Source organism: Mucilaginibacter lacusdianchii (assembly GCF_009770985.1).
In the GTDB taxonomy this organism is placed as follows: Bacteria; Bacteroidota; Bacteroidia; order Sphingobacteriales; family Sphingobacteriaceae; genus Mucilaginibacter; species Mucilaginibacter lacusdianchii.
In genome coordinates, this window is record NZ_WSRW01000002.1 from 770,145 (window position 1) to 789,222 (window position 19,078).

At 41.8% G+C, this 19,078-nt stretch carries 16 protein-coding genes; 6 read left to right on the forward strand and 10 right to left on the reverse strand.

Annotated features, from left to right (window positions below):
* Nucleotides 1-254 precede the first annotated feature (254 nt).
* The 3 genes from GPM24_RS10320 (at nucleotide 255) to GPM24_RS10330 (ending at nucleotide 4,222) form a co-directional block, all read left to right on the forward strand.
* On the forward strand, nucleotides 255-3,101 hold the full coding sequence (locus GPM24_RS10320; RefSeq protein WP_158826676.1) for a sensor histidine kinase: 2,847 nt from the start codon (nucleotides 255-257) through the stop codon (nucleotides 3,099-3,101).
* Nucleotides 3,102-3,105: 4 nt separating this feature from the next.
* Complete coding sequence (locus tag GPM24_RS10325) at nucleotides 3,106-3,747, forward strand: response regulator transcription factor (RefSeq protein ID WP_158826677.1); 642 nt, start codon at nucleotides 3,106-3,108, stop codon at nucleotides 3,745-3,747.
* 85 nt (nucleotides 3,748-3,832) lie between these two features.
* A complete protein-coding gene (locus GPM24_RS10330; RefSeq protein ID WP_158826678.1) occupies nucleotides 3,833-4,222 on the forward strand; it encodes a hypothetical protein in 390 nt (129 codons plus the stop codon).
* A gap of 50 nt (nucleotides 4,223-4,272) precedes the next feature.
* Here GPM24_RS10330 and GPM24_RS10335 read toward each other — a convergent pair whose 3' ends face one another.
* Genes GPM24_RS10335 through GPM24_RS10350 form a run of 4 tightly spaced genes read right to left on the reverse strand, consistent with a single transcriptional unit; the run spans nucleotide 4,273 to nucleotide 8,893 of the window.
* Nucleotides 4,273-4,851: a DUF4199 family protein gene (locus tag GPM24_RS10335; RefSeq protein WP_158826679.1), complete on the reverse strand. Its 579-nt coding sequence runs from the start codon at nucleotides 4,849-4,851 to the stop codon at nucleotides 4,273-4,275.
* An 11-nt stretch (nucleotides 4,852-4,862) separates the two neighbouring features.
* A complete protein-coding gene (locus GPM24_RS10340; protein WP_233268785.1) occupies nucleotides 4,863-5,537 on the reverse strand; it encodes a hypothetical protein in 675 nt (224 codons plus the stop codon).
* A gap of 10 nt (nucleotides 5,538-5,547) precedes the next feature.
* Nucleotides 5,548-6,804: a dihydroorotase gene (locus GPM24_RS10345; protein ID WP_158826680.1), complete on the reverse strand. Its 1,257-nt coding sequence runs from the start codon at nucleotides 6,802-6,804 to the stop codon at nucleotides 5,548-5,550.
* 34 nt (nucleotides 6,805-6,838) lie between these two features.
* Nucleotides 6,839-8,893: a BatA domain-containing protein gene (locus GPM24_RS10350; RefSeq protein ID WP_158826681.1), complete on the reverse strand. Its 2,055-nt coding sequence runs from the start codon at nucleotides 8,891-8,893 to the stop codon at nucleotides 6,839-6,841.
* Between the two features lie 166 nt (nucleotides 8,894-9,059).
* On the opposite strand from GPM24_RS10350, the gene GPM24_RS10355 reads away from it, so the two are divergent.
* Nucleotides 9,060-10,052 (forward strand): aldo/keto reductase, encoded by a 993-nt coding sequence (locus GPM24_RS10355; RefSeq protein ID WP_158826682.1) that lies wholly within the window; start codon nucleotides 9,060-9,062, stop codon nucleotides 10,050-10,052.
* A 195-nt stretch (nucleotides 10,053-10,247) separates the two neighbouring features.
* Here the strand turns inward: GPM24_RS10355 and GPM24_RS10360 are convergent, their stop codons facing one another.
* From GPM24_RS10360 to GPM24_RS10375, 4 genes are all read right to left on the reverse strand, one after another.
* A complete protein-coding gene (locus tag GPM24_RS10360; RefSeq protein ID WP_158826683.1) occupies nucleotides 10,248-11,078 on the reverse strand; it encodes a hypothetical protein in 831 nt (276 codons plus the stop codon).
* 128 nt (nucleotides 11,079-11,206) lie between these two features.
* A complete protein-coding gene (locus GPM24_RS10365) occupies nucleotides 11,207-13,513 on the reverse strand; it encodes a family 20 glycosylhydrolase (protein WP_158826684.1) in 2,307 nt (768 codons plus the stop codon).
* Nucleotides 13,514-13,734: 221 nt separating this feature from the next.
* Nucleotides 13,735-14,700, reverse strand: coding sequence for a thioredoxin-disulfide reductase (trxB, locus tag GPM24_RS10370; RefSeq protein ID WP_158826685.1), 966 nt, complete (start codon nucleotides 14,698-14,700; stop codon nucleotides 13,735-13,737).
* Between the two features lie 318 nt (nucleotides 14,701-15,018).
* On the reverse strand, nucleotides 15,019-15,411 hold the full coding sequence (locus tag GPM24_RS10375; RefSeq protein ID WP_158826686.1) for a helix-turn-helix domain-containing protein: 393 nt from the start codon (nucleotides 15,409-15,411) through the stop codon (nucleotides 15,019-15,021).
* Between the two features lie 418 nt (nucleotides 15,412-15,829).
* Between GPM24_RS10375 and GPM24_RS10380 the strand changes: the two genes are divergently transcribed.
* A complete protein-coding gene (locus GPM24_RS10380; protein ID WP_158826687.1) occupies nucleotides 15,830-16,066 on the forward strand; it encodes a hypothetical protein in 237 nt (78 codons plus the stop codon).
* A 43-nt stretch (nucleotides 16,067-16,109) separates the two neighbouring features.
* Here GPM24_RS10380 and GPM24_RS10385 read toward each other — a convergent pair whose 3' ends face one another.
* Both GPM24_RS10385 and guaB read right to left on the reverse strand, forming a co-directional pair.
* A complete protein-coding gene (locus tag GPM24_RS10385) occupies nucleotides 16,110-16,694 on the reverse strand; it encodes an LOG family protein (protein WP_158826688.1) in 585 nt (194 codons plus the stop codon).
* 84 nt (nucleotides 16,695-16,778) lie between these two features.
* On the reverse strand, nucleotides 16,779-18,248 hold the full coding sequence (gene guaB / locus GPM24_RS10390; protein WP_158826689.1) for an IMP dehydrogenase: 1,470 nt from the start codon (nucleotides 18,246-18,248) through the stop codon (nucleotides 16,779-16,781).
* A gap of 295 nt (nucleotides 18,249-18,543) precedes the next feature.
* On the opposite strand from guaB, the gene GPM24_RS10395 reads away from it, so the two are divergent.
* On the forward strand, nucleotides 18,544-19,071 hold the full coding sequence (locus GPM24_RS10395; RefSeq protein WP_158826690.1) for a hypothetical protein: 528 nt from the start codon (nucleotides 18,544-18,546) through the stop codon (nucleotides 19,069-19,071).
* Nucleotides 19,072-19,078 lie beyond the last annotated feature (7 nt).

Genomic DNA, 19,078 nt, shown 5'->3' on the forward strand with positions numbered 1-19,078 from the left:
AGCACGTTTAAAAGTTAATCTAAATGTGATAAGGTTTAGATTGAATTAAGCAGGATTAGGTTGTTTAATTTCTTTCTATTACAAATATGCAAGGATAATTTTGTTAAAAACAGGTTGGCTACACGGTTAAAAAAACGCAATTTCACGGTCTTTATACCGTGAAAACACGGGGTAATCTCAGTATGTTATTTCCTTTATATTTACCGTTTATGCACGTGCAAGCCTGGTTACGATTTTTAGTTTTATTTGCTTGTATGTTAGTTATAGAGCATCTGCCACTGTCTGCTCAATCACAAAACCTTACCAGAATTTCCGGGCTTCCATCATCCGAAGCTTACGATGTTCTTGCGGATAGGAAGGGTTTCATATGGGTTGGGCATGATTTAGGATTATCTCGGTATGACGGGCATAGCTTTACCAATTTCACATCGCCCGAGTTGCTATCATTAAGTATGACTGACCTGAACGAAGACTCAGAAGGCCGCATTTGGTGTCATAACTTTAGTGGTCAGATTTTCTATACGGAACACGAGAAATTACATGTTTTAAGGAGCTACGATCCACGTTTAGAACAAAATTTCCCTCGTTTAACACTAATCCGAAATCAGCTTTTTGCAACAAGCGACAAAGGCTTATTTATTTACGATATAAAAAAGCGTAAATCCAAGTATGTACGCTGTATTAGCAGTAAAGGTAAACCGTATCCTACATCATCATTAGCCCGCTTAGGAGACCAGATAATTGGATATGGTGTTGACACTGGTATTGCCGAATGGTTTAGATGCGATACGAATGGACGGGTAAAAACACTTATCAGACATGGCAGCTTAAATATAATGGATGATAACGCTTATTTGCTGCAACCCACTACCTACCGCGATACAATATATGCCATATCAAACATAGCCGGCTTGGTTCAGAAATTAAAAATTGAACATGATACCGTAAAGATAGTTGGCAAAATTAAAATGCCAAGTTTCATTAACACACTAAGTCAGTTAAATCACTCGCTGTGGATCAACACTAAAATGGAAAGCGTCAATCCGTTAAGTGGCCAAAAAATAAAAAATTACGATATAAGCGATATCATAAATGACAGTTTGGGTAATGTATGGTACAGCAGCCTTAAATTCGGGTTATTGGTTGATACCAAATCCCCAAAGTGGCAAGCTGAACCACTGCAGTTAAATGGAGGTGACTACGTGCGCTGTATCAGCAAAATCAACAATTATGTATTACTAGGCACACAAAGCGGACGCTTGTTGCTCAAAGAGCAAATCGGCTCTAAAACAATTCATACATTATCACTGCCAAGCATTTACGGAGCAATTGAAGCTATTAAGCCATATGATGATGATTCGTTTCTTATAGGCGCTTCCGTTGGCATATTTCTTTATCAAATCAAAACAAATAAATTAAAGCAACTGTCTTCCAATCTTGTATTGAAAGATGCCGTTTTAACTACCGACAAACTGCTTTATACGGCTCAATCAAACAACGTTTTTTCGTTCCCTGTATCGAATTCCACAGATCTAAAACTTTCGTTACCCGGCACAGGCATTCTACCCAAACGCCAGCGCAGCCGGGCATTAACTTATGATACTATATCGAAAACTGTATACTGTGCATTTAAAAATGATTTAATCAAAGTGCAAGGCGGTCGCTTAACCAGAATATTGTATAACGGAAACTCTATATATGTTTCAAGTTTGGTTAGCCGCAAGCAAAAAGTTTTGGCAGGTACTTTTGCGCAAGGATTACTGCTCATAAAGCCTTCCGGTATCAAATCTTATAAAATTGGTAACGGTTTGTTATCTACCAGCATATCAAAAGTTGCACTATTTAATAACCATGCATGGATTGCCGGTAACAACTGCTTACAGCTATTTGATATGGACCAGGAGAAATTTATTAAGAAAATAAATTTTCCGGCAGCAGCCGGAACAGCCATCTATGCTGTATGGGAGGAGGGTAGCAAGTTATATATAGCCACTGCAAACGGGTTACAATACATCAACTACAATGGCATTACAAGCAATATATCAATAAAAAATTACCTACTTTACTCTATCATCAACAACCATGATACCGTATTTACAAACAACGCTACGCTTCCTTATCATAAAAATAACATCAGTTTTAACTTAGGTGCTGTTACTTATGACGGCGCAGAGGAAGTGTATTTTAAATATAAGCTTGATGGCAGCGGCGACAATAATAAATGGCAGTCTTTACCATCCGGCGTAAAAACAGTTCAATTTGCCTCGCTTATGCCTGGTAAGTATCAATTTAAAGCCATGGCTCAGCATGCCTTAGGCACACTGGTAGGGCCGCCTGTTACATTCAACCTAATTATTCAAAAACCTTGGTGGCAACAATGGTGGTTTTTAGGTTTATGTATTATCACGGTTGTCTTACTAACGATATTGATTTTTAAAATATACTACAAAATTATATTAGACAAGCAAAAGCTGCGTTACGAAAAAATTCTGGCCATTGAGTACGAACGGCAAACCATAAGCCGCGAGTTGCACGACAATATCGGACAACTACTGTCGCTGGTTAAGTTAACACTGGGCACCACTGCCGGACAACCTGAACAGCACAAACAAAAAAAGATTGATGAAAGCCGTGAACTGGTAGGCCAGGCTATTACCGACTTGCGCAACATTTCAAAAAACTTAAGCTTTCATAACATTTCACATGTAGGCTTAACACAAGCTATAAAGAAAGAAGCTGAGCGTATAGACCGTAGTGGGCTGCTTAAAATGACCGTTAATGTAATTGGCAACCCTTACAGCTTAGGCGAACAAAACGAGCTGGTGTTGTTCCGCATTTTTCAGGAAGCATTGAATAACACGCTTAAACATGCTGACGCCGAGCACTTGGATGTTAAATTAGAATTTGCTACCGAAAAGCTTAATTTAATGATTGCAGATGATGGCAAAGGCTTTGCCAAACACGAAAAACTGAACGATGGCGGCTCGGGTTTAAAAAATATGGAAAACAGGGCATCATTAATTGGTGCCGATATTGATATTAACAGTGCACCTGGTAAGGGCACCCAAATAAGCTTAACTTTAGATACCTTTACACCTTAACACTATGCCTGCAGATACCATAGAGATTGCTTTAGTTGATGACCACCGCCTGTTCCGGAGCGGGCTTGCTTCATTGATTAACAGCTTGAATGGTTATAACATTATTTACGAAGCTTCAAACGGCGTTGACTTAGGCCGCAAATTAACGCCTAAAACCAAGCCGCATATTGTGCTGCTTGATATAAACATGCCGTTGATGGACGGCATTGATACGGCTAAATGGCTTCGTGTTAATTACCCGGATGTTAAAGTAATTGTGTTGTCGATGTTTGAGGATGCCGAAAAGGTACTAGCTATGCTGCGTTTAGGTATTAAAGGATACTTGCTAAAAGACGCTGAGCCGCATGAGTTTGAACAGGCATTGCAAAAGGTGACTAACAACGAGGTTTACTTTCCGCAATTTGTTACCAAGCATTTGGTACACAATTACAATCAAGAGCCGGAAAAAATTAAGCTAAACAGCCGTGAAATTGAATTCTTGAAACTGGCAAGTACCGAAATGACCTATAAAGAAATTGCTGACCGTATGTGCATCAGTGCCCGTACTGTAGATGGCTATCGTGATCAGCTTTTTGAAAAGCTTAATATTAAAAGCCGGGTTGGGCTGGTTTTGTATGCTATCAAAAATAAGCTGATTGAACTATAACATACTTACGGCATAACTTTATTCGCACATTTAGCTTACAATTTGACCGCTTTGTTGTTAAGCAAACAGGCAAAATTGTAAATTCATGAGAAGACGCATTGTTACTATTGTTACACTGGTTGTTTTAATTGCACTAGCTGGCATTGTTTATTACCGATACTACTATGTTTTTGGCGATGGTGTAAAAGCTGGGACTATGAATTACTTTGTACACAAAGGTTATATGTTTAAAACCTACGAAGGACGCATTATTCAAAGCGGTATTCGTACACAACCTCAAGGATCTGTACAATCTAACGAATTTATGTTTTCGGTAACAGATGAGCGGGTAGCGCAACAATTAAATAACAACGCCGGCGGTTATCTTAAATTACATTATAAAGAATATTTTCATACCCTTCCCTGGCGTGGTGTAAGCCGCTATGTGGTTGATAGTGTAGTATCAGCAGAGCCACTTAATCCGGCACAACCATAAATTATATGGCATTTAAGCTCCGTATCGTAGCTTAACCATTTAAATAAACTTTAGCTATTGTTGTTGGCTGCCACTGGTCGCTCGCGTTTAAACAATGCGCCCAACACAAAGGAAACTGCAAAAAGTAGAATTACCGTCACAAATAAAGATCTGATGAAGTTCTGCACCGTGATGGTTCTGTTCAGGGCAAAAGTTTTATTCATTTTATGCATCTCCGCCTTAATTTCGGCTGGTGGGCGGTGGGTAGATTTCATGGCACCTTCACGGGCGTTTACAGTAGCGATATGCGCCTTTTCAGCCAAAGTTGGATTAATCGCATTAGAAAAAACCATCACGCCGTTATTCCAAATAATGGACGTAATAAACAGCATAATAAAAATGCCGGTAATGGCTTGGCGTAAGGTCCAGTATTTACCAATCTTATCGCGCAGCCCCTTAATAAAAAGAAGCGACAAACCGAAAATGATAATGTAATGCAGCGGGTATAAAACAATAAAAGTAACCAGGAAAGATTGTGCCCAGTTAGCTAAATAGTAAAGGGTTAATATGTCAACCAGTAACAAAATCCCCCCTAACAGCAAGCCCCTTAAAGCACCCTCTTTCCTGATAGCTAAATTTAAATTCTCCATTAATATATTACTCAATCGTGGCCAAATACTAGCAATATGCTATATACGGCCATATCAAAATCTTTTTCAATAGCATGTGCAGCTACTTCTTGCCCGTCGGCTTCAGATGCCTGGACATTTTGAAAGAATGTCATTACCGGATAAAACAGATCTTTCAGTTCGTCATCATCTGGTAAGCCAGCTGCTACTCTGCTTACCTCAGCAGGTGTGCTTTCTACCAGTATCTGGTTGGCAATAACCGGCTCATAAATCTGGTGCTCGTCTTGAAACTCGTCATCCCCAACCAGTAAAAACTCTTCTAAGTAGTCTTCTAATGAAGGCTCTATACTTTCGTCGTTACACTCATTAAGGTATAGCAGGACATTTAAAAGTTCGGTACCGCGGTCAAGCGTTTCTTCTTCTATCTCTTCCCACTCGGGCGAGTCAAGGTAATCTTCCTCCAGGCGATTAATATCGGCGCTAAAGAAATTTACCATCAGCAAATCAAAAAACACTTCGCGTAAAGCCTCAACCTGCGGATAATCGTCAAACACATCGTCTAAGGCATCTACTTTATCCAAAAAGTCTTCCTCGGCAGCAAATACGTCAGTTAGTTTTGCTTTTAGTTCGCTAACATCAATTGGGGTATAAGCAGTAAAAGACTGCAATGCAGCATCAATAGCTTTCTGTACTTTTGAGTCAATCATAGGTTGTTAATTAAAATCTGTATACCTGTTGGTTATTACAAGTTAACACTACTTTACCTTTTAAGTTCTGTCCAATAAAAGGCGAATTGGAAGATTTTGACCGATTACTTTTTGTATCAAATGTCCACTCAGCTTCGGTATCAAACACGACCAAGCTGGCCGGTTGGTCATTTTCAATAACTGGAATAGCCACATTCAGAATATTACGAGGGTTAACAGCCAGCTTTTCCACAATCAGCTCTGCCGACAGGCCAGCCTGAATGGCTAACGAAAAAGCAGTTTGTAAACCAATAATGCCGTATGCCGCTATTTCGAATTCTACCTCTTTAAATTCCTTTTCGTGCGGAGTATGTTGTGATACAATAGCATCAATTGTGCCGTCTTTTAACCCTTCTATTAAGGCATCTACATCAATCTGTGTGCGTAAAGGCGGCTTTACTTTAAATTGACTGTCAAAACCCAGCAAGCCTTCGTCTGTAAGTACTAAATGATGCGCGGCTACGTCGCAGGTAACAGGCAAGCCTTTACGCTTGGCTTCCCGGATCAACTCAACCGAACGTGCTACAGAAATAGTACTGAAGTGAATAGGTGAACTGGTATACTCAGCCAAATACAAATCACGAGCAATCATCAGCTCTTCGGCCAAAGCAGGGATGCCTTTCATGCCCAACAGCGTGCTTACCACCCCCTCATGCACCTTGGCACTACCGGCAATGGCAGTATCTTCCGGATATGAGAATACAAGTGCATTAAAACCTTTAGCATACAACAATGCACGTTCCATTACACCAGCATCTTTTACCGGACGGTCGCCGTCGGTAAATGCCTTTGCTCCGCTTAGGTACATATCATACATTTCAGCCAAATCTTTTCCTTCGCGTTTGTAAGAAATAGCGCCTAGCGGATATACATCTACCAGGTTGCCTTTGGCTTTGTTAATCACGTACTCTACTTCGGTTTTGGAATGTACAGGCGGCTGTGTACCGGGCATTAGTGCTACGGCCGTAAAGCCACCGGCAGCTGCTGCCTGCAAACCGCTGGTCAAATCTTCTTTGGTTTCCAGGCCGGGCTCGCCAATATTGCAGTTTAAATCGAAAAAGCCAGGCGACACGTACTTGCCTTTGGCATCAAACACTTCGGTACCGTCGGCGCTAATGCCGGCAGCTACGTTAACAATGCGGCCATCCTGAATTAAAATGTCAAGCTGTTGCTGATGAAACGGCGAGCCGGGTTGTAGGATGGTGGCGGATTGGATGAGCAAATTCATGTAAAGTGGCTTTTAAGCTTAGATGAATCGATAATCAGACCAGACCTGAAACCTGCGGTTTGTTAACCCGGAAGAACCGGACCAGCAAAATTTCAGCTGCTATAAAAATCAGTGCCAAAATTATACAAAGTTTCCATAATTGCAGTCCAAAATTTGTTTCGGTTACTGCACTCTTTAACGAACCATTGCCGGCTTGTATTACAGAGCTGCCTTTGGGCAGTATTTTATTCAGACCAGCTTTGTCCAGGTAAGTTAAATCCGACTCCAGCCGGCTGTTATTAAAAGCCACTACGGCCAACACGCTATCCTGCTTTTTTACCTGATAACTGCCGGGCTGCTGTATTTGGTCGGCCACATAAAGCAGCGTGCTACCCTCCTGCTGGCGGGTATCGGGTATAAGCGTTTGGCTGCCTCTATTTAGTTTGATAATTTGCTTTTCGGCTACTTGCACCGGCTCAGTTTCAATAGTTTCATCTTTGCCGATAGTATAAAACAGCGGCTGATCGTGACCGCTCAGCAATGCCATACGAAATAATATGGGCAACAATAAGGCGTGCCGTGGCAGATTGCTGTATGTTTCATCCAAAGGCACGGCTGATACATACACCCTACCATTGCCGCTATTATAGCCGGCCCAAAATTGTTGGTGTCCGGGCAGCTCCATCAAGTTTTGGCCGTTGCTACGGCTGGCTGAACTTAAAGGATAATATTTTTGCACCTTAGGCAAGTCAGGCGTTTGCGGTGCTTCTTCAAAAACAGTTTTAAACAGCGGGTTTTGAAGATTGAGGTTAGCAACACGGGTATCTTCCGTAACCATCTTTTCTAGCCATGCCGAACCTACCGATTGCAATAAGGACCTATAGGTACTCACATCAGCATCTGCCGCAGGAAAAACAGCCAGTGTACCGCCTTTGGCTACATAGCCTTTCAGTTGTTGTGCCAAACCTGACGATATCGATTTAACATCGCTTAACGCTATCAGCGGATAAGTGTTTAATGCAGAATAATTCACGTTACCGTCGTTTACCCGGCTCACTGCAAAAAAAGCATCAGATTTAAATGCGGCATTCAGGTATACGTTTGGCGTTCCGCCATCAATCAGCAAAACAGGCATATGCTGCCTTACATTGAAAGCAAAATAGAATTGATTATCAAATGTAACCGGATTATCCTGCAATTGAATTTCGGCCTGCTGCCAACCGGCTTCCAAACCCGAAAAGGTAAGCGTATCTAAACTTATAGCACGAGCTTTCACCGTAAAGCTGCCTAAGGCTTTTTGTGTACCATTTATCATCAGCTTTAGAGGAATTCCTTTGGCATCCTCAACTGCATAATTGTGTAGTTTAATTACAAGACGTTCAGTTTCATTGGGGCGATGCAGGGCGCTAAGCAACCAAACGGAATCGACTGCTACGTTAGGTAAGGTATTAGCTTTTAACTGCACCAGGTTAACAACCAGGCCAGCAGTTGGCTTTGCATTGCTTTGGGCGTAACCACTTTTCTGAAAATCGGATATGAGATAAGACGATTGCACTGTACCACCCTGTGTTTGCAATAAGCTTTGCTGCCGGTTCAAAATTTGATTAAGTGTACGGCTTTGTGAACTTATTTTTACGGCATCTACCGCATCATCAAACTCATCGCGGCTCAGCAAACGCTGGTGCTTGCCTTCAAAATTCTGGGTAAGCAGTTGAAAACGATAATTGATGTTATATGCCGATGCAATTTCTTTGGCACGTCGTTTAGCTTCGTCCAAGAGGCTACCCTCGCGGGTAAGGGTTTGCATGGAATAAGAATTATCAATAAAAACACTTACCGTCTGCCGCTGTCCGGTAGCTATGGTATTTTTACCGGGAATAAACGGGCGGGCAAAAGCCAGCACCAAAAAAAACAAAGCCAGTAAACGGGCAGCCAAAATCAGTCGTTCTTTTAAATTTCGGCGTGATGACTGCTGCTCGTTGATTTCTTTTAGAAACTGAACATTGCTGAAATATACCTTTTGATACTTGCGAAAGTTGAACAAGTGCACCAGTACCGGAATGGCTAGTGAAGCTAAGGCAAATAAAAACGCCGGATATACAAACTGCATGAATTAAGCTGAATACCGCTGTAAGCTTTAACGGTTATTAACAAATATACCGTTTAGGAACTTAAAACTGCAACCCGGCCTTGAGCTGCCTGCAGTAATTTACCTAGCTGTGCGTGAACAATACACCCAATGCAATGTTCAAACAAATACTTAGGGAAACAAAATTATGGAATACAGAAAATTAGGCGACACCGATTTACAAGTATCGGCCATTACATTTGGCGCATGGGCAGCCGGTGGCTGGATGTGGGGCGGCAATGATGACAAAGAAGCTATAGATGCCATGAAAGCGGCCTACGATTTAGGTATTACTTCTATCGATACCGCACCAGTTTACGGTCAGGGTAAAAGTGAAGAACTGGTAGGCCAAGCCATTAAAGGCATACAGCGCGACAAGGTACAGATATTAACCAAATATGGCATGCGCTGGGATATTGCCCAAGGCACTTTTGGTTTCAAAAGCAAGGATAACGACGGTAAGGATATTGACGTTTATAAATATGCAGCCAAAGACAGCATTATACAAGAATGTGAAAACAGTTTGAAACGCCTGGGTACCGATTATATAGACCTGTACCAAATTCATTGGCCCGATGAAACGACACCTATTGATGAAACCATGGAAGCCATTTTGCAATTGCAACAGCAAGGCAAAATACGCGAAGCCGGGGTGAGCAATTACAATGTTGCCCAGATGCAGGAAGCCGAAAAAACAATTAAGCTGGCCAGCAACCAGGTACCGTTTAGTATGGTAAAACGCGACATTGAAAAAGATGTAATACCTTACTGTGTTGAAAACAATAAAGCCATTTTAGCTTATAGCCCTATGGAACGTGGTCTGTTAACCGGTAAAATGAAACCAGGTCAGCAATTTGGTGAGGGCGACCATCGTGCAGGTTTAAAATACTTTACCGACGAGAATATACAACGCACCAATGCATTCCTGGAAAAGATTAAGCCCCTGGCTGATGAGAAGAATGCAACTTTAGGCCAGTTAGTTATTCGCTGGACTATTGAGCATCCCGGTATTACCATTGCATTAGTAGGTGCCCGAAATGCCGAACAGGCTGCGCAAAATGCTAAAGCTATTGAGGTAAAATTAAGTGCGGAGGAAATTCAATTCATCAATAGCGAGTTAGACAAACTGGTGTTAGTGTAGGCTTCTGTAAATCTCCCACTTGGGAGGAAGATTTTAAACAAGAATGTCATCTCGAACGATAGTGAGAAATCTTTTGCAAGCGCACAAGCTAATTGCTTTCAAAAGATTTCTCGTTAGCACTCGAAATGACATTTTTGTTTTATTGACCTTTCCCTTCAAAAGCCTTCCCTCCCGGGGGGAGAACTTTGGTTGGGCTTACCTATGCCTTCTGCGTTTTTTGCTGTGAGTTTCTTTCTTATGAGATGTTTGGCGTTTGCGCGATGATGATCTTCTGCTGGATGTGCGTTCGCGGTGCCGACTGCTTGAACGATGTTTAGGTTCTTCAGCTTTCGGCTTTTCAGCCGGTGAAGCAATGGGTTGAGCGGATGCCTTATTATCAGCCAACGTTGTGTCTTTACTGATTTGCTCTACGCTGATGCTGTTGCCGCGCAAATCATAAGCCAGCAAACGCTTTTGAATAGGCTTGGTGGCTGTAGAATCGTCTTCATTGTATACATCAAACTCCCGCATCAGCTTGCCGTCTTTTACAAAGAAATTATCGTTGCCACGGTAGCCTTTGCGTTGCGAACGGGTGAGTTTAGGGAACTCTAACTTCCGGGCATTATCATCATTATACTCAAAGCCGTACACTACTGCTTTGTTTGTACTATCGGCAGCTTGCGTATGGATGAAAATCTCGGGGTTGCCGTCGGTATCCATATCCGAATTAATAACATCCACAATACGTCCTTCCAAATCGCCGGTGGTAGTGGTATATTTCCGTTCGGCAGAATCTGAACGTAATATTTGGAACGCACCTACGCTATCTGTACCACGGCCCCAGCTTAACACGTCATACGTTAATCCGGGTGCTACCTCAACGCTTTTATGATAGCGGAAAGGGGCCATCAAAGCGCCTTTTTTTGCAGCAGAAGAGCCGGCTCCGGCGGTTACTGCTTGTAGTGATGCATCTTTTTTATCATTACTACAACTAGCTATAACAGCCATACCGCCCAGCAAAAAATATAGATAATGTTTTACCATCATTTATAATTGGGTTTATATCAATAGTTTAATACAATAGTTTTATAAAGCAACGCAGAACTGCTTCAAATATTTTGAAGCAGTTCTGCGTTGCCATTTTGTGATTCAAATATATTGAATCTTAGTCAGTTTTATTTATACAGGGAATCGGCTGACAATTCACCTTTAGGTTTGCCCGGAGGCGTCATAAACACCCGAAGCGAACTGGAAGCGCCGGCATCGAAATACTTAAGCGTAAAAGTATGAAATCCTTTTTGTAAAGGCACTTCACCTACCTGCTCATATAAACTGTGCTTACCATCGTTATTCACGATAGGCTGATCGTCGATGTATAGAACAGAGCCGTCGTCTGATTTGGTATGAAACAGGTATTTACCATCTTCATCAATTTTAATATACCCCTCAAAATTTAGCCCAAATGTACGATTGGCTTTTTTGAAAGCTGATGTATTGAACGTTCTTACGGTGCCCGTATCTACCACCCGTGCGGCATCCAACTGGCCAACCTCAGTGAAATCGCCCAGCATCAGTTCGTATTTCACGCCGGTAGCTGTACCGTTGTAAGGTACCGGTGGCAATGGGCTACGGTTAGTTACTACCATGCGGGTTACCTGGCTGCGCTTACCCGATGGTGTAATAACGATGGTTTGCAGCTCACGGTACTGATCGGGCGGAATATTGAGCGTAAAGGGCTTGGTATATACCAAATCAGTTTCACGAGGAGTGTACCCGTCAATGGTATAATAAATTTTAGCGCCTTCTACCGGTGTTTGTAAGTTCACGGTTAACTGCGCAGCGGTATAAGACGTGTCTTTAGCACCTATTGCGGTTGGTACCCTGTAATTTATGTTATTTTTATCTAGCCATGCCAGATGCCTTGGCAAACGGGTTTCGGCAAAGTCGGCATAATTTTTATTGGCCAGTGGTGTCCATGCCACTTCAGATAACGCAAACAAGCGCGGCAGCAACATATATTCTGCTTTAGCCTCGGTGGCAATATATTCTGTCCACATATTGGCTTGCACACCCAAAATGTATTTATGCTGCTCAGCCGTTAAAGACGGAGAGGCTGGATTATAACTATAAGTTTTTTGAAGCGGCCCAAAACTGCCTATGCTTAGCGGCTCTAAATCTGACCGTCCTTGAGCATGGTCAAAATACAAACCGCTTGAGCCTGGTGTCATAATTACGTTGTGATGTTGCTTGGCAGCGGCAATACCACCAGCCTCGCCCCGCCAGCTCATTACGGTTGCATTGGGTGCCAATCCGCCTTCCAGTATCTCATCCCAACCAATAATACTCCGGCCCTTGCTGTTCACAAACTTTTCCATACGTTGTATAAAATAGCTTTGTAAGCCGTGCTCGTCTTTCAATTTTAGCTTTTTAATTAATTGCTGGCAGTATGGTGATGACTTCCAGATCACCTTAGGCACCTCATCACCACCTATGTGAATGTATTTGCTTGGAAACAAGTCTACGACCTCAGTAAGCACATCTTGCAAAAAAGCAAATGTTTTTTCGGTAGGGCAAAACACGTTGTTGAACACGCCCCAGGTTTCGGCCACTTTATATTCCTGATTAACATCGCAGCTTAACTCCGGATAGGCCGCCAGTGCGGCCATAGCATGGCCCGGCATTTCAATTTCGGGTACAACAGTTATGTAGCGCGAGGCTGCATATTGTATCACTTCCCTAATCTGATCTTGTGTATAATAGCCACCGTATGGTGTGTTGTCAAACTGCTGCGGCATCCGGTCATGGTAATTACCGATAAGCGTTTGCGCACGCTGACTACCCACTTGCGTTAGGCGCGGATATTTTTTTATTTCAATCCGCCATCCCTGATCGTCAGTTAAGTGCCAATGAAATGTATTTAGCTTATAGGCGGCCATCAGGTCGATGTACTTCTTAATAAATTCAACCGTAAAAAAATGGCGGCACACGTCCAGGTGCATACCCCGGTAGTTAAAACGCGGATAATCGTCAATTGTGGCACAAGCTATTTTTGCTGTAGCACCATGCTCGGTCGGTAGCAATTGAACTAAGGTTTGAACGCCATAAAATCTTCCAGCACCACGGGCGGTAATAGTTACTTGATTAGCAGCCACTGTTAAGCGGTATCCCTCGGCGGGTAATGTTTCGGCACCACGGCTTGTAAATATAATTGCATTAGCCGGCGCGGGATTAGTACCACCAATTACTTTAACGTTAAGCCTTAGCTTATCACGCAGGTAAATTTTCAAGAATTCAACGGCCTTGCTATCGATAGAGTCGGCCTGAATTACCGTTTCCTGGCTTAAAGTAAATGCACCAGCCGCCTTTTGAACAGATACAGGTGCCGGTATAATACCCATATTAGGGTCGGTAGATTGTGCTTTTGCAGCCTGGGTAAATATTATTACAAACAGAAAAACCAGTAAACGCAGCTTATTAGGCATAAAGTATTTAATAGTAGGCGTTATAAAATTAACAAAAGCGAAAGTTAGCAGATTTTTAAGGCTTAGCGCTTATTGAATTGTAAAAAATATGTTCAAACACTTGAAAAACATCAGCCATTATTAACAACGTTTGTCGTCTTGACAAAAATGAACAAAATTGTTTGTAAACAACAAAGGGCTACCTTTTGCGGGTAGCCCTTTGTTTATTTTTTAATTTAATATTATGAATGTAGTTCTAACTCAGCAGCTTCCTTAGCAGCTAAATATCGTTCTGCATCTAAAGCGGCCATACAACCGGTGCCGGCGGCTGTAATTGCCTGGCGGTAAACATTGTCTTGAGCATCGCCGCAGCAAAATACACCTTCGATATTGGTTTGCGTAGTACCTGGCTTGGTTAAAATGTAACCGGTTTCGTCCATATCAATCCAGCCTTTAAAAATATCTGTATTAGGGTGATGACCGATAGCCACAAAAAAGCCAGTTACATCAAGTGTATTTTCCTCTTGGGTTTTATTGTTTAATACCCTAACGCCGGTTACTACCTGACCATCGCCAACAATTTCTTGCGCTTCGGAGTTGTAAATTACTTCGATGTTTGGTGTATTAAGCACACGGCTTACCATAGCTCTTGATGCACGGAACTCATCTCTGCGAACCAGCATATATACTTTACGGCAAAGCTTAGCCAGATAAGTAGCTTCTTCGGCAGCGGTATCACCGGCGCCTACAATAGCTACGTCCTGTCCACGGAAAAAGAAACCATCACACACCGCACAGGCAGATACACCAAAGCCATTATATTTTTGCTCAGATTCCAACCCCAACCATTTAGCTGATGCACCAGTTGATATAATAACCGTATCGGCTAGTATGGTAGTCGCTTCATCCACCACCACTTTATGCGGCGCACTCGAAAAATCGACTGAACTGATGTAACCAAAGCGAATATCGGTTCCAAAACGCTCGGCCTGCTTACGGAAATCCTCCATCATTTCGGGGCCCATAATTCCATTGGGATAGCCCGGAAAATTTTCAACATCAGTAGTTTGGGTAAGCTGCCCGCCGGCCAGCATACCGGTATATAAAACGGGTTTCAGATCGGCGCGGGCGGCATATATAGCGGCAGTATAACCAGCAGGGCCCGAACCAATGATCAGGCATTTAACGTGTTCTAACTCTTGAGACATCAGCGTAGTAATTATGCAGCAAAGTTACGATTTTAATGCCCATACCACAAACACCGGCGCGTCAGCGCTGCGCCATTGTTTATTGAGAGCATTTTGACAATTTACATTGTCTTTGAAATTGAAAAGAAATTACATTCAGAACTGTTTTATTGAAATTAATTTCAATAAATTCAACGAAACACGCAACAAATAATCGTGTTACACAGTAACAATGTAAAAAACGAAAGCCATGCTGATTATGACGATTATTTATTTGTGCAAACGCTATAACGTAGTAACTTGGTTTAAGAAAAAGCCTGCAGCAGTTTAGTTCGTTAATCAATGGTTTTTGCTAAGCAATTCTATTATCTTTTCTTTATCCTTTAACTGGCTCTCCAGTAGTTTTATCTGTTTTACTAAGCCGTCCTTTTCTACCTGGTAAATGGTATGCGGTTCAGCAGCCACGGACATTTCTGAGTCATCAGATGAATAAATTACGCCTTTTTTTGCCGTATGGTCTATAAAAAAAGATACCGGCTTTTTTAGCACCTCTGCTATCTTTTTGAGCGTTTTTAGTTTGATGCTATCTGTTGAAAGCATTTTGTAAAAACCAGCTTCGGTCATTTCAATATTTTTGGCTAAATCCGAAAGGGTTACCCCCATCTGTTTTGCCTGCTGCCTGATGTTGGCCTCTAGATTCGCAAAAAAAATATTCTCTTGTTTATCAGACATTTGTGTAAGTTTAATGCAAAATAGTTGAGCTTTTAATTGCGGCTTACTAAACTTTATTTTAGTTTAGTAGTAGTAAGAATTACAAAGCTTAGAAAAACTTTGCCGAATTAAATAAAAATATGTCTGATCGTATATATAAATACGCAATTAGTGAACTTATGTGCAAGCTTTCTGTTACTGAATATCGTAAATCTTTACGCACTATCCCAAACAGTTGGGTATTAGCGACAGATTGTTTACCAACTATCAGAACGTTTAAATGCACTATAGGAACTATCTTTCTCATAAAAAAACAAACCTATTAAGAACCTTTGTTGGTTTATATTTAAGCGGACTTAAAAGTTTAACACAGAGCACCGATGCACTTGTAAACATCAATTAAAACCAAAAGCCGGGAAAAATCTTATTATACATTACCATGCCTAACGTGAACGACCAGTATTTGATAGCTCTGCTAAAAGAGCAAACCATTAAGAAAGCAGCATTTGACGAACAAATACAGCTTGAACTTTCGGACAAATCTGAATTTGCTGTTGCAAAGAAACAGCGGCGGGAATACATGAAATTTTTAGCCGGCCGCCTTACCCAAATCAACTTATTGCTGGAAATGTGGGCAGATGCCGTTGAACTGAATCTAGACCAGATACTGGAATAGTCAGTGGCCATTGTTGCATCTTAAAAAAATAATATGTTTGAGGTTAAGTTAAATTTCGGTCTTTAAACCATACTTCATCGGGTTGCACTTTAAAGCTTGCCATGGTATTTACCAGTTCGTCTGCATCAGCAGAAGTAAGCACCAACTGCCGGTTAACCGGTTTCAGGAAGCGCTGCTCTACCATTACATCCATCTGCTTTAACAGAAAATCGTAAAAGCCATTTACATTTAATATACCAATGGGCTTATGGTGCAAGCCTAACTGTAACCATGTAAGCACTTCAAAAAACTCTTCAAGTGTACCAAACCCACCGGGCAGCATAATAATACCGTCGCACAAATCATTCATCATTTGCTTGCGCTGGTGCATATTTTCTACAATGTGTAACTCGGTTAAACCGGTATGTCCAACCTCTTTATCCATCAAAAACTGAGGTATTACACCAATGGCTTTACCACCTTGCTGCAGTACGGCATCGGCAAGCAGACCCATAACGCCTACACGACCGCCGCCAAATATCAGCGTTATATTTTTGCTAACCATTACTCGGGCCAGCTGATCTATTGCTTCTTTCAATACCGGATCACCGTTAAAATTAGCGCCGCAGAATACACAGATTGATTTCATACTAAAAAAATAGCTCCGAATACATGATGTATCCGGAGCTGGTAAAATTATTGAATTTAATTCGGTACTATAAAAATTAAACGCTTATCGTGTGTAATTTGGCGCTTCTTTCGTAATAGTAATATCGTGCGGATGTGATTCGCGGATACCGGCCGAAGTGATACGTACAAACTGCGCTTTTTGCAAGGTTTCAATATCCTTAGCACCGCAATACCCCATGCTGGCTTTTAAGCCACCTACAAACTGGTAAGCAACTTCGGCTAAAGTGCCTTTGTATGGAACGCGGCCAACGATACCTTCTGGAACCAGCTTTTTAATATCGTCTTCTACATCTTGAAAGTAACGGTCTTTTGAGCCAGATTCCATCGCTTCGATAGAACCCATACCGCGGTATGATTTAAAGCGGCGACCTTCATAAATAATGGTTTCACCTGGCGACTCTTCAACACCGGCAAACAGCGAACCTGCCATGATAGAACTTGCACCAGCTGCTATGGCTTTGGCAATATCGCCAGTGTGTTTTATACCACCATCAGCAATTACCGGAACGCCGGTACCTTGTAACGCTTTGGCACATTCATAAACCGCATATAGCTGCGGCACCCCAACGCCGGCAATAATACGGGTTGTACAGATAGAACCCGGACCAATACCAACTTTAACAGCATCAGCACCAGCCTCGGCCAGTGCGCGGGCCGCATCGGCAGTAGCGATATTACCGGCAATTACCTGCAAATCGGGATATTTAGCTTTAACTTCTTTCAACTGGTTGATTACCCCTCTGGAGTGGCCGTGCGCTGTATCAATGGCAATCACATCTACACCGGCTTTTACCAAGGCATCTACCCTTTCCATAGTATCGTGCGTTACGCCTACCGCTGCACCCACACGTAAACGGCCATGCTCGTCTTTACAAGCAATAGGGTAATTTTTAAATTTCTGGATATCTTTAAAGGTAATTAAACCACACAAACGCCCTTCGGCATCTACCACTGGCAGCTTTTCAATTTTTTGATCCTGCAAAATTTCTTCTGCTTGCATCAAGGTAGTACCCTGTGGTGCGGTGATAAGATTTTCAGTAGTCATTACTTCGCGGATAGGTCTGTTCATTTCCTTTTGGAAACGCAAATCGCGATTGGTAATGATGCCCTTTAACTTATGGTCGCCATCAATTACCGGAATACCGCCAATGCGATACTCGCGCATAATTTTGAAGGCATCCGCTACAATAGCATTTTCATCTAAGGTAACCGGATCTTGTATCATGCCGCTTTCTGAACGTTTTACTTTGCGCACTTCGTCGGCCTGACGCTGTATGCTCATGTTTTTGTGCAACATGCCTAAGCCACCGGCCTGTGCAATAGCAATAGCCAATTGCGATTCAGTAACAGTGTCCATAGCTGCTGATACAAGCGGAATATTCAACCTGATTTTTTTGGTCAGATAAGAGCGGGTATCCACTTCGCGCGGTAAAACTTCGGAGTAAGCCGGGATAAGTAAAACATCGTCGTACGTTAAACCTTCGGCAACAAATTTGGAGGGGTCGAGCTGCATGGCAAATAAATTGTTATTTGCCGGGCAAAGATAAAGCTAATTATACAGATGTGCAAACGGTATAAACTTTAAAACAGGTTTGTGAGTTTAAAATGATAATACGAAAAGTTATATTCATACAATTAACCAATTTATGTTACAGTATATTAGTTACATAACCGTTATTTAACCCATTAATTTATAATTAGTTAAAATGGAGCTAAGTTTATTACTTTTGCACATAACAACCTAATCATCAATATCAATTCCGCATACCAGTTACTTCAATTGCCGTAAACTGCTTTTAGGATGCTCCATGATGATTTTGCCTTTTTTTACAAAAGGGCAACCAGCACACGCCTCGATTAAAGTTTTAGAGAAAAATCATGGTTTTAAAGAAATTACTGTAGGCAGCGATATCACTGTTTTGAGTAATAAAATTGAACCGGCACAAAACGGCCACGAAACTTTACAAGGAATAAAATATTTTCAGGTAACTGATACCGCATTGTTAAAACTAGGCAAAGAAGTTAAAATCAATAAGATATTATTGGGTGTATATAATCAGAAAATTGCCTACATCCATTTGTACCTGGATGAGCAAAACGGAGACAATTTACTGGCAGCTTTAAAAAATGACTATGGCAGCGGTTTGCGCCCTACCCCCAAAATTAAAAGATATCATTGGAAAAGCAGCCACGTAATGTTGCGCTTCAATGCCACTACAAATAATGGCACCACGGTTGTTTTTGCCGATCGCGACTTAAACAAAACCGTTTTTGCCAGTCAGCCTAAGGATTTGTATGACGAGCATGAGGAAGAGTACTTAACCAAGGTACCATAAACAAAAG

What these genes read in the sequence shown, in the direction of transcription:
- GPM24_RS10320 (WP_158826676.1), top strand. Translation starts at nt 255, where the DNA reads ATGTTAGTTATAGAGCATCTGCCACTGTCTGCTCAATCACAAAACCTT.
- GPM24_RS10325 (WP_158826677.1), top strand. Translation starts at nt 3,106, where the DNA reads ATGCCTGCAGATACCATAGAGATTGCTTTAGTTGATGACCACCGCCTG.
- GPM24_RS10330 (WP_158826678.1), top strand. Translation starts at nt 3,833, where the DNA reads ATGAGAAGACGCATTGTTACTATTGTTACACTGGTTGTTTTAATTGCA.
- GPM24_RS10335 (WP_158826679.1), bottom strand. Translation starts at nt 4,851, where the DNA reads ATGGAGAATTTAAATTTAGCTATCAGGAAAGAGGGTGCTTTAAGGGGC.
- GPM24_RS10340 (WP_233268785.1), bottom strand. Translation starts at nt 5,537, where the DNA reads ATGATTGACTCAAAAGTACAGAAAGCTATTGATGCTGCATTGCAGTCT.
- GPM24_RS10345 (WP_158826680.1), bottom strand. Translation starts at nt 6,804, where the DNA reads ATGAATTTGCTCATCCAATCCGCCACCATCCTACAACCCGGCTCGCCG.
- GPM24_RS10350 (WP_158826681.1), bottom strand. Translation starts at nt 8,893, where the DNA reads ATGCAGTTTGTATATCCGGCGTTTTTATTTGCCTTAGCTTCACTAGCC.
- GPM24_RS10355 (WP_158826682.1), top strand. Translation starts at nt 9,060, where the DNA reads ATGGAATACAGAAAATTAGGCGACACCGATTTACAAGTATCGGCCATT.
- GPM24_RS10360 (WP_158826683.1), bottom strand. Translation starts at nt 11,078, where the DNA reads ATGATGGTAAAACATTATCTATATTTTTTGCTGGGCGGTATGGCTGTT.
- GPM24_RS10365 (WP_158826684.1), bottom strand. Translation starts at nt 13,513, where the DNA reads ATGCCTAATAAGCTGCGTTTACTGGTTTTTCTGTTTGTAATAATATTT.
- trxB (WP_158826685.1), bottom strand. Translation starts at nt 14,700, where the DNA reads ATGTCTCAAGAGTTAGAACACGTTAAATGCCTGATCATTGGTTCGGGC.
- GPM24_RS10375 (WP_158826686.1), bottom strand. Translation starts at nt 15,411, where the DNA reads ATGTCTGATAAACAAGAGAATATTTTTTTTGCGAATCTAGAGGCCAAC.
- GPM24_RS10380 (WP_158826687.1), top strand. Translation starts at nt 15,830, where the DNA reads ATGCCTAACGTGAACGACCAGTATTTGATAGCTCTGCTAAAAGAGCAA.
- GPM24_RS10385 (WP_158826688.1), bottom strand. Translation starts at nt 16,694, where the DNA reads ATGAAATCAATCTGTGTATTCTGCGGCGCTAATTTTAACGGTGATCCG.
- guaB (WP_158826689.1), bottom strand. Translation starts at nt 18,248, where the DNA reads ATGCAGCTCGACCCCTCCAAATTTGTTGCCGAAGGTTTAACGTACGAC.
- GPM24_RS10395 (WP_158826690.1), top strand. Translation starts at nt 18,544, where the DNA reads ATGATGATTTTGCCTTTTTTTACAAAAGGGCAACCAGCACACGCCTCG.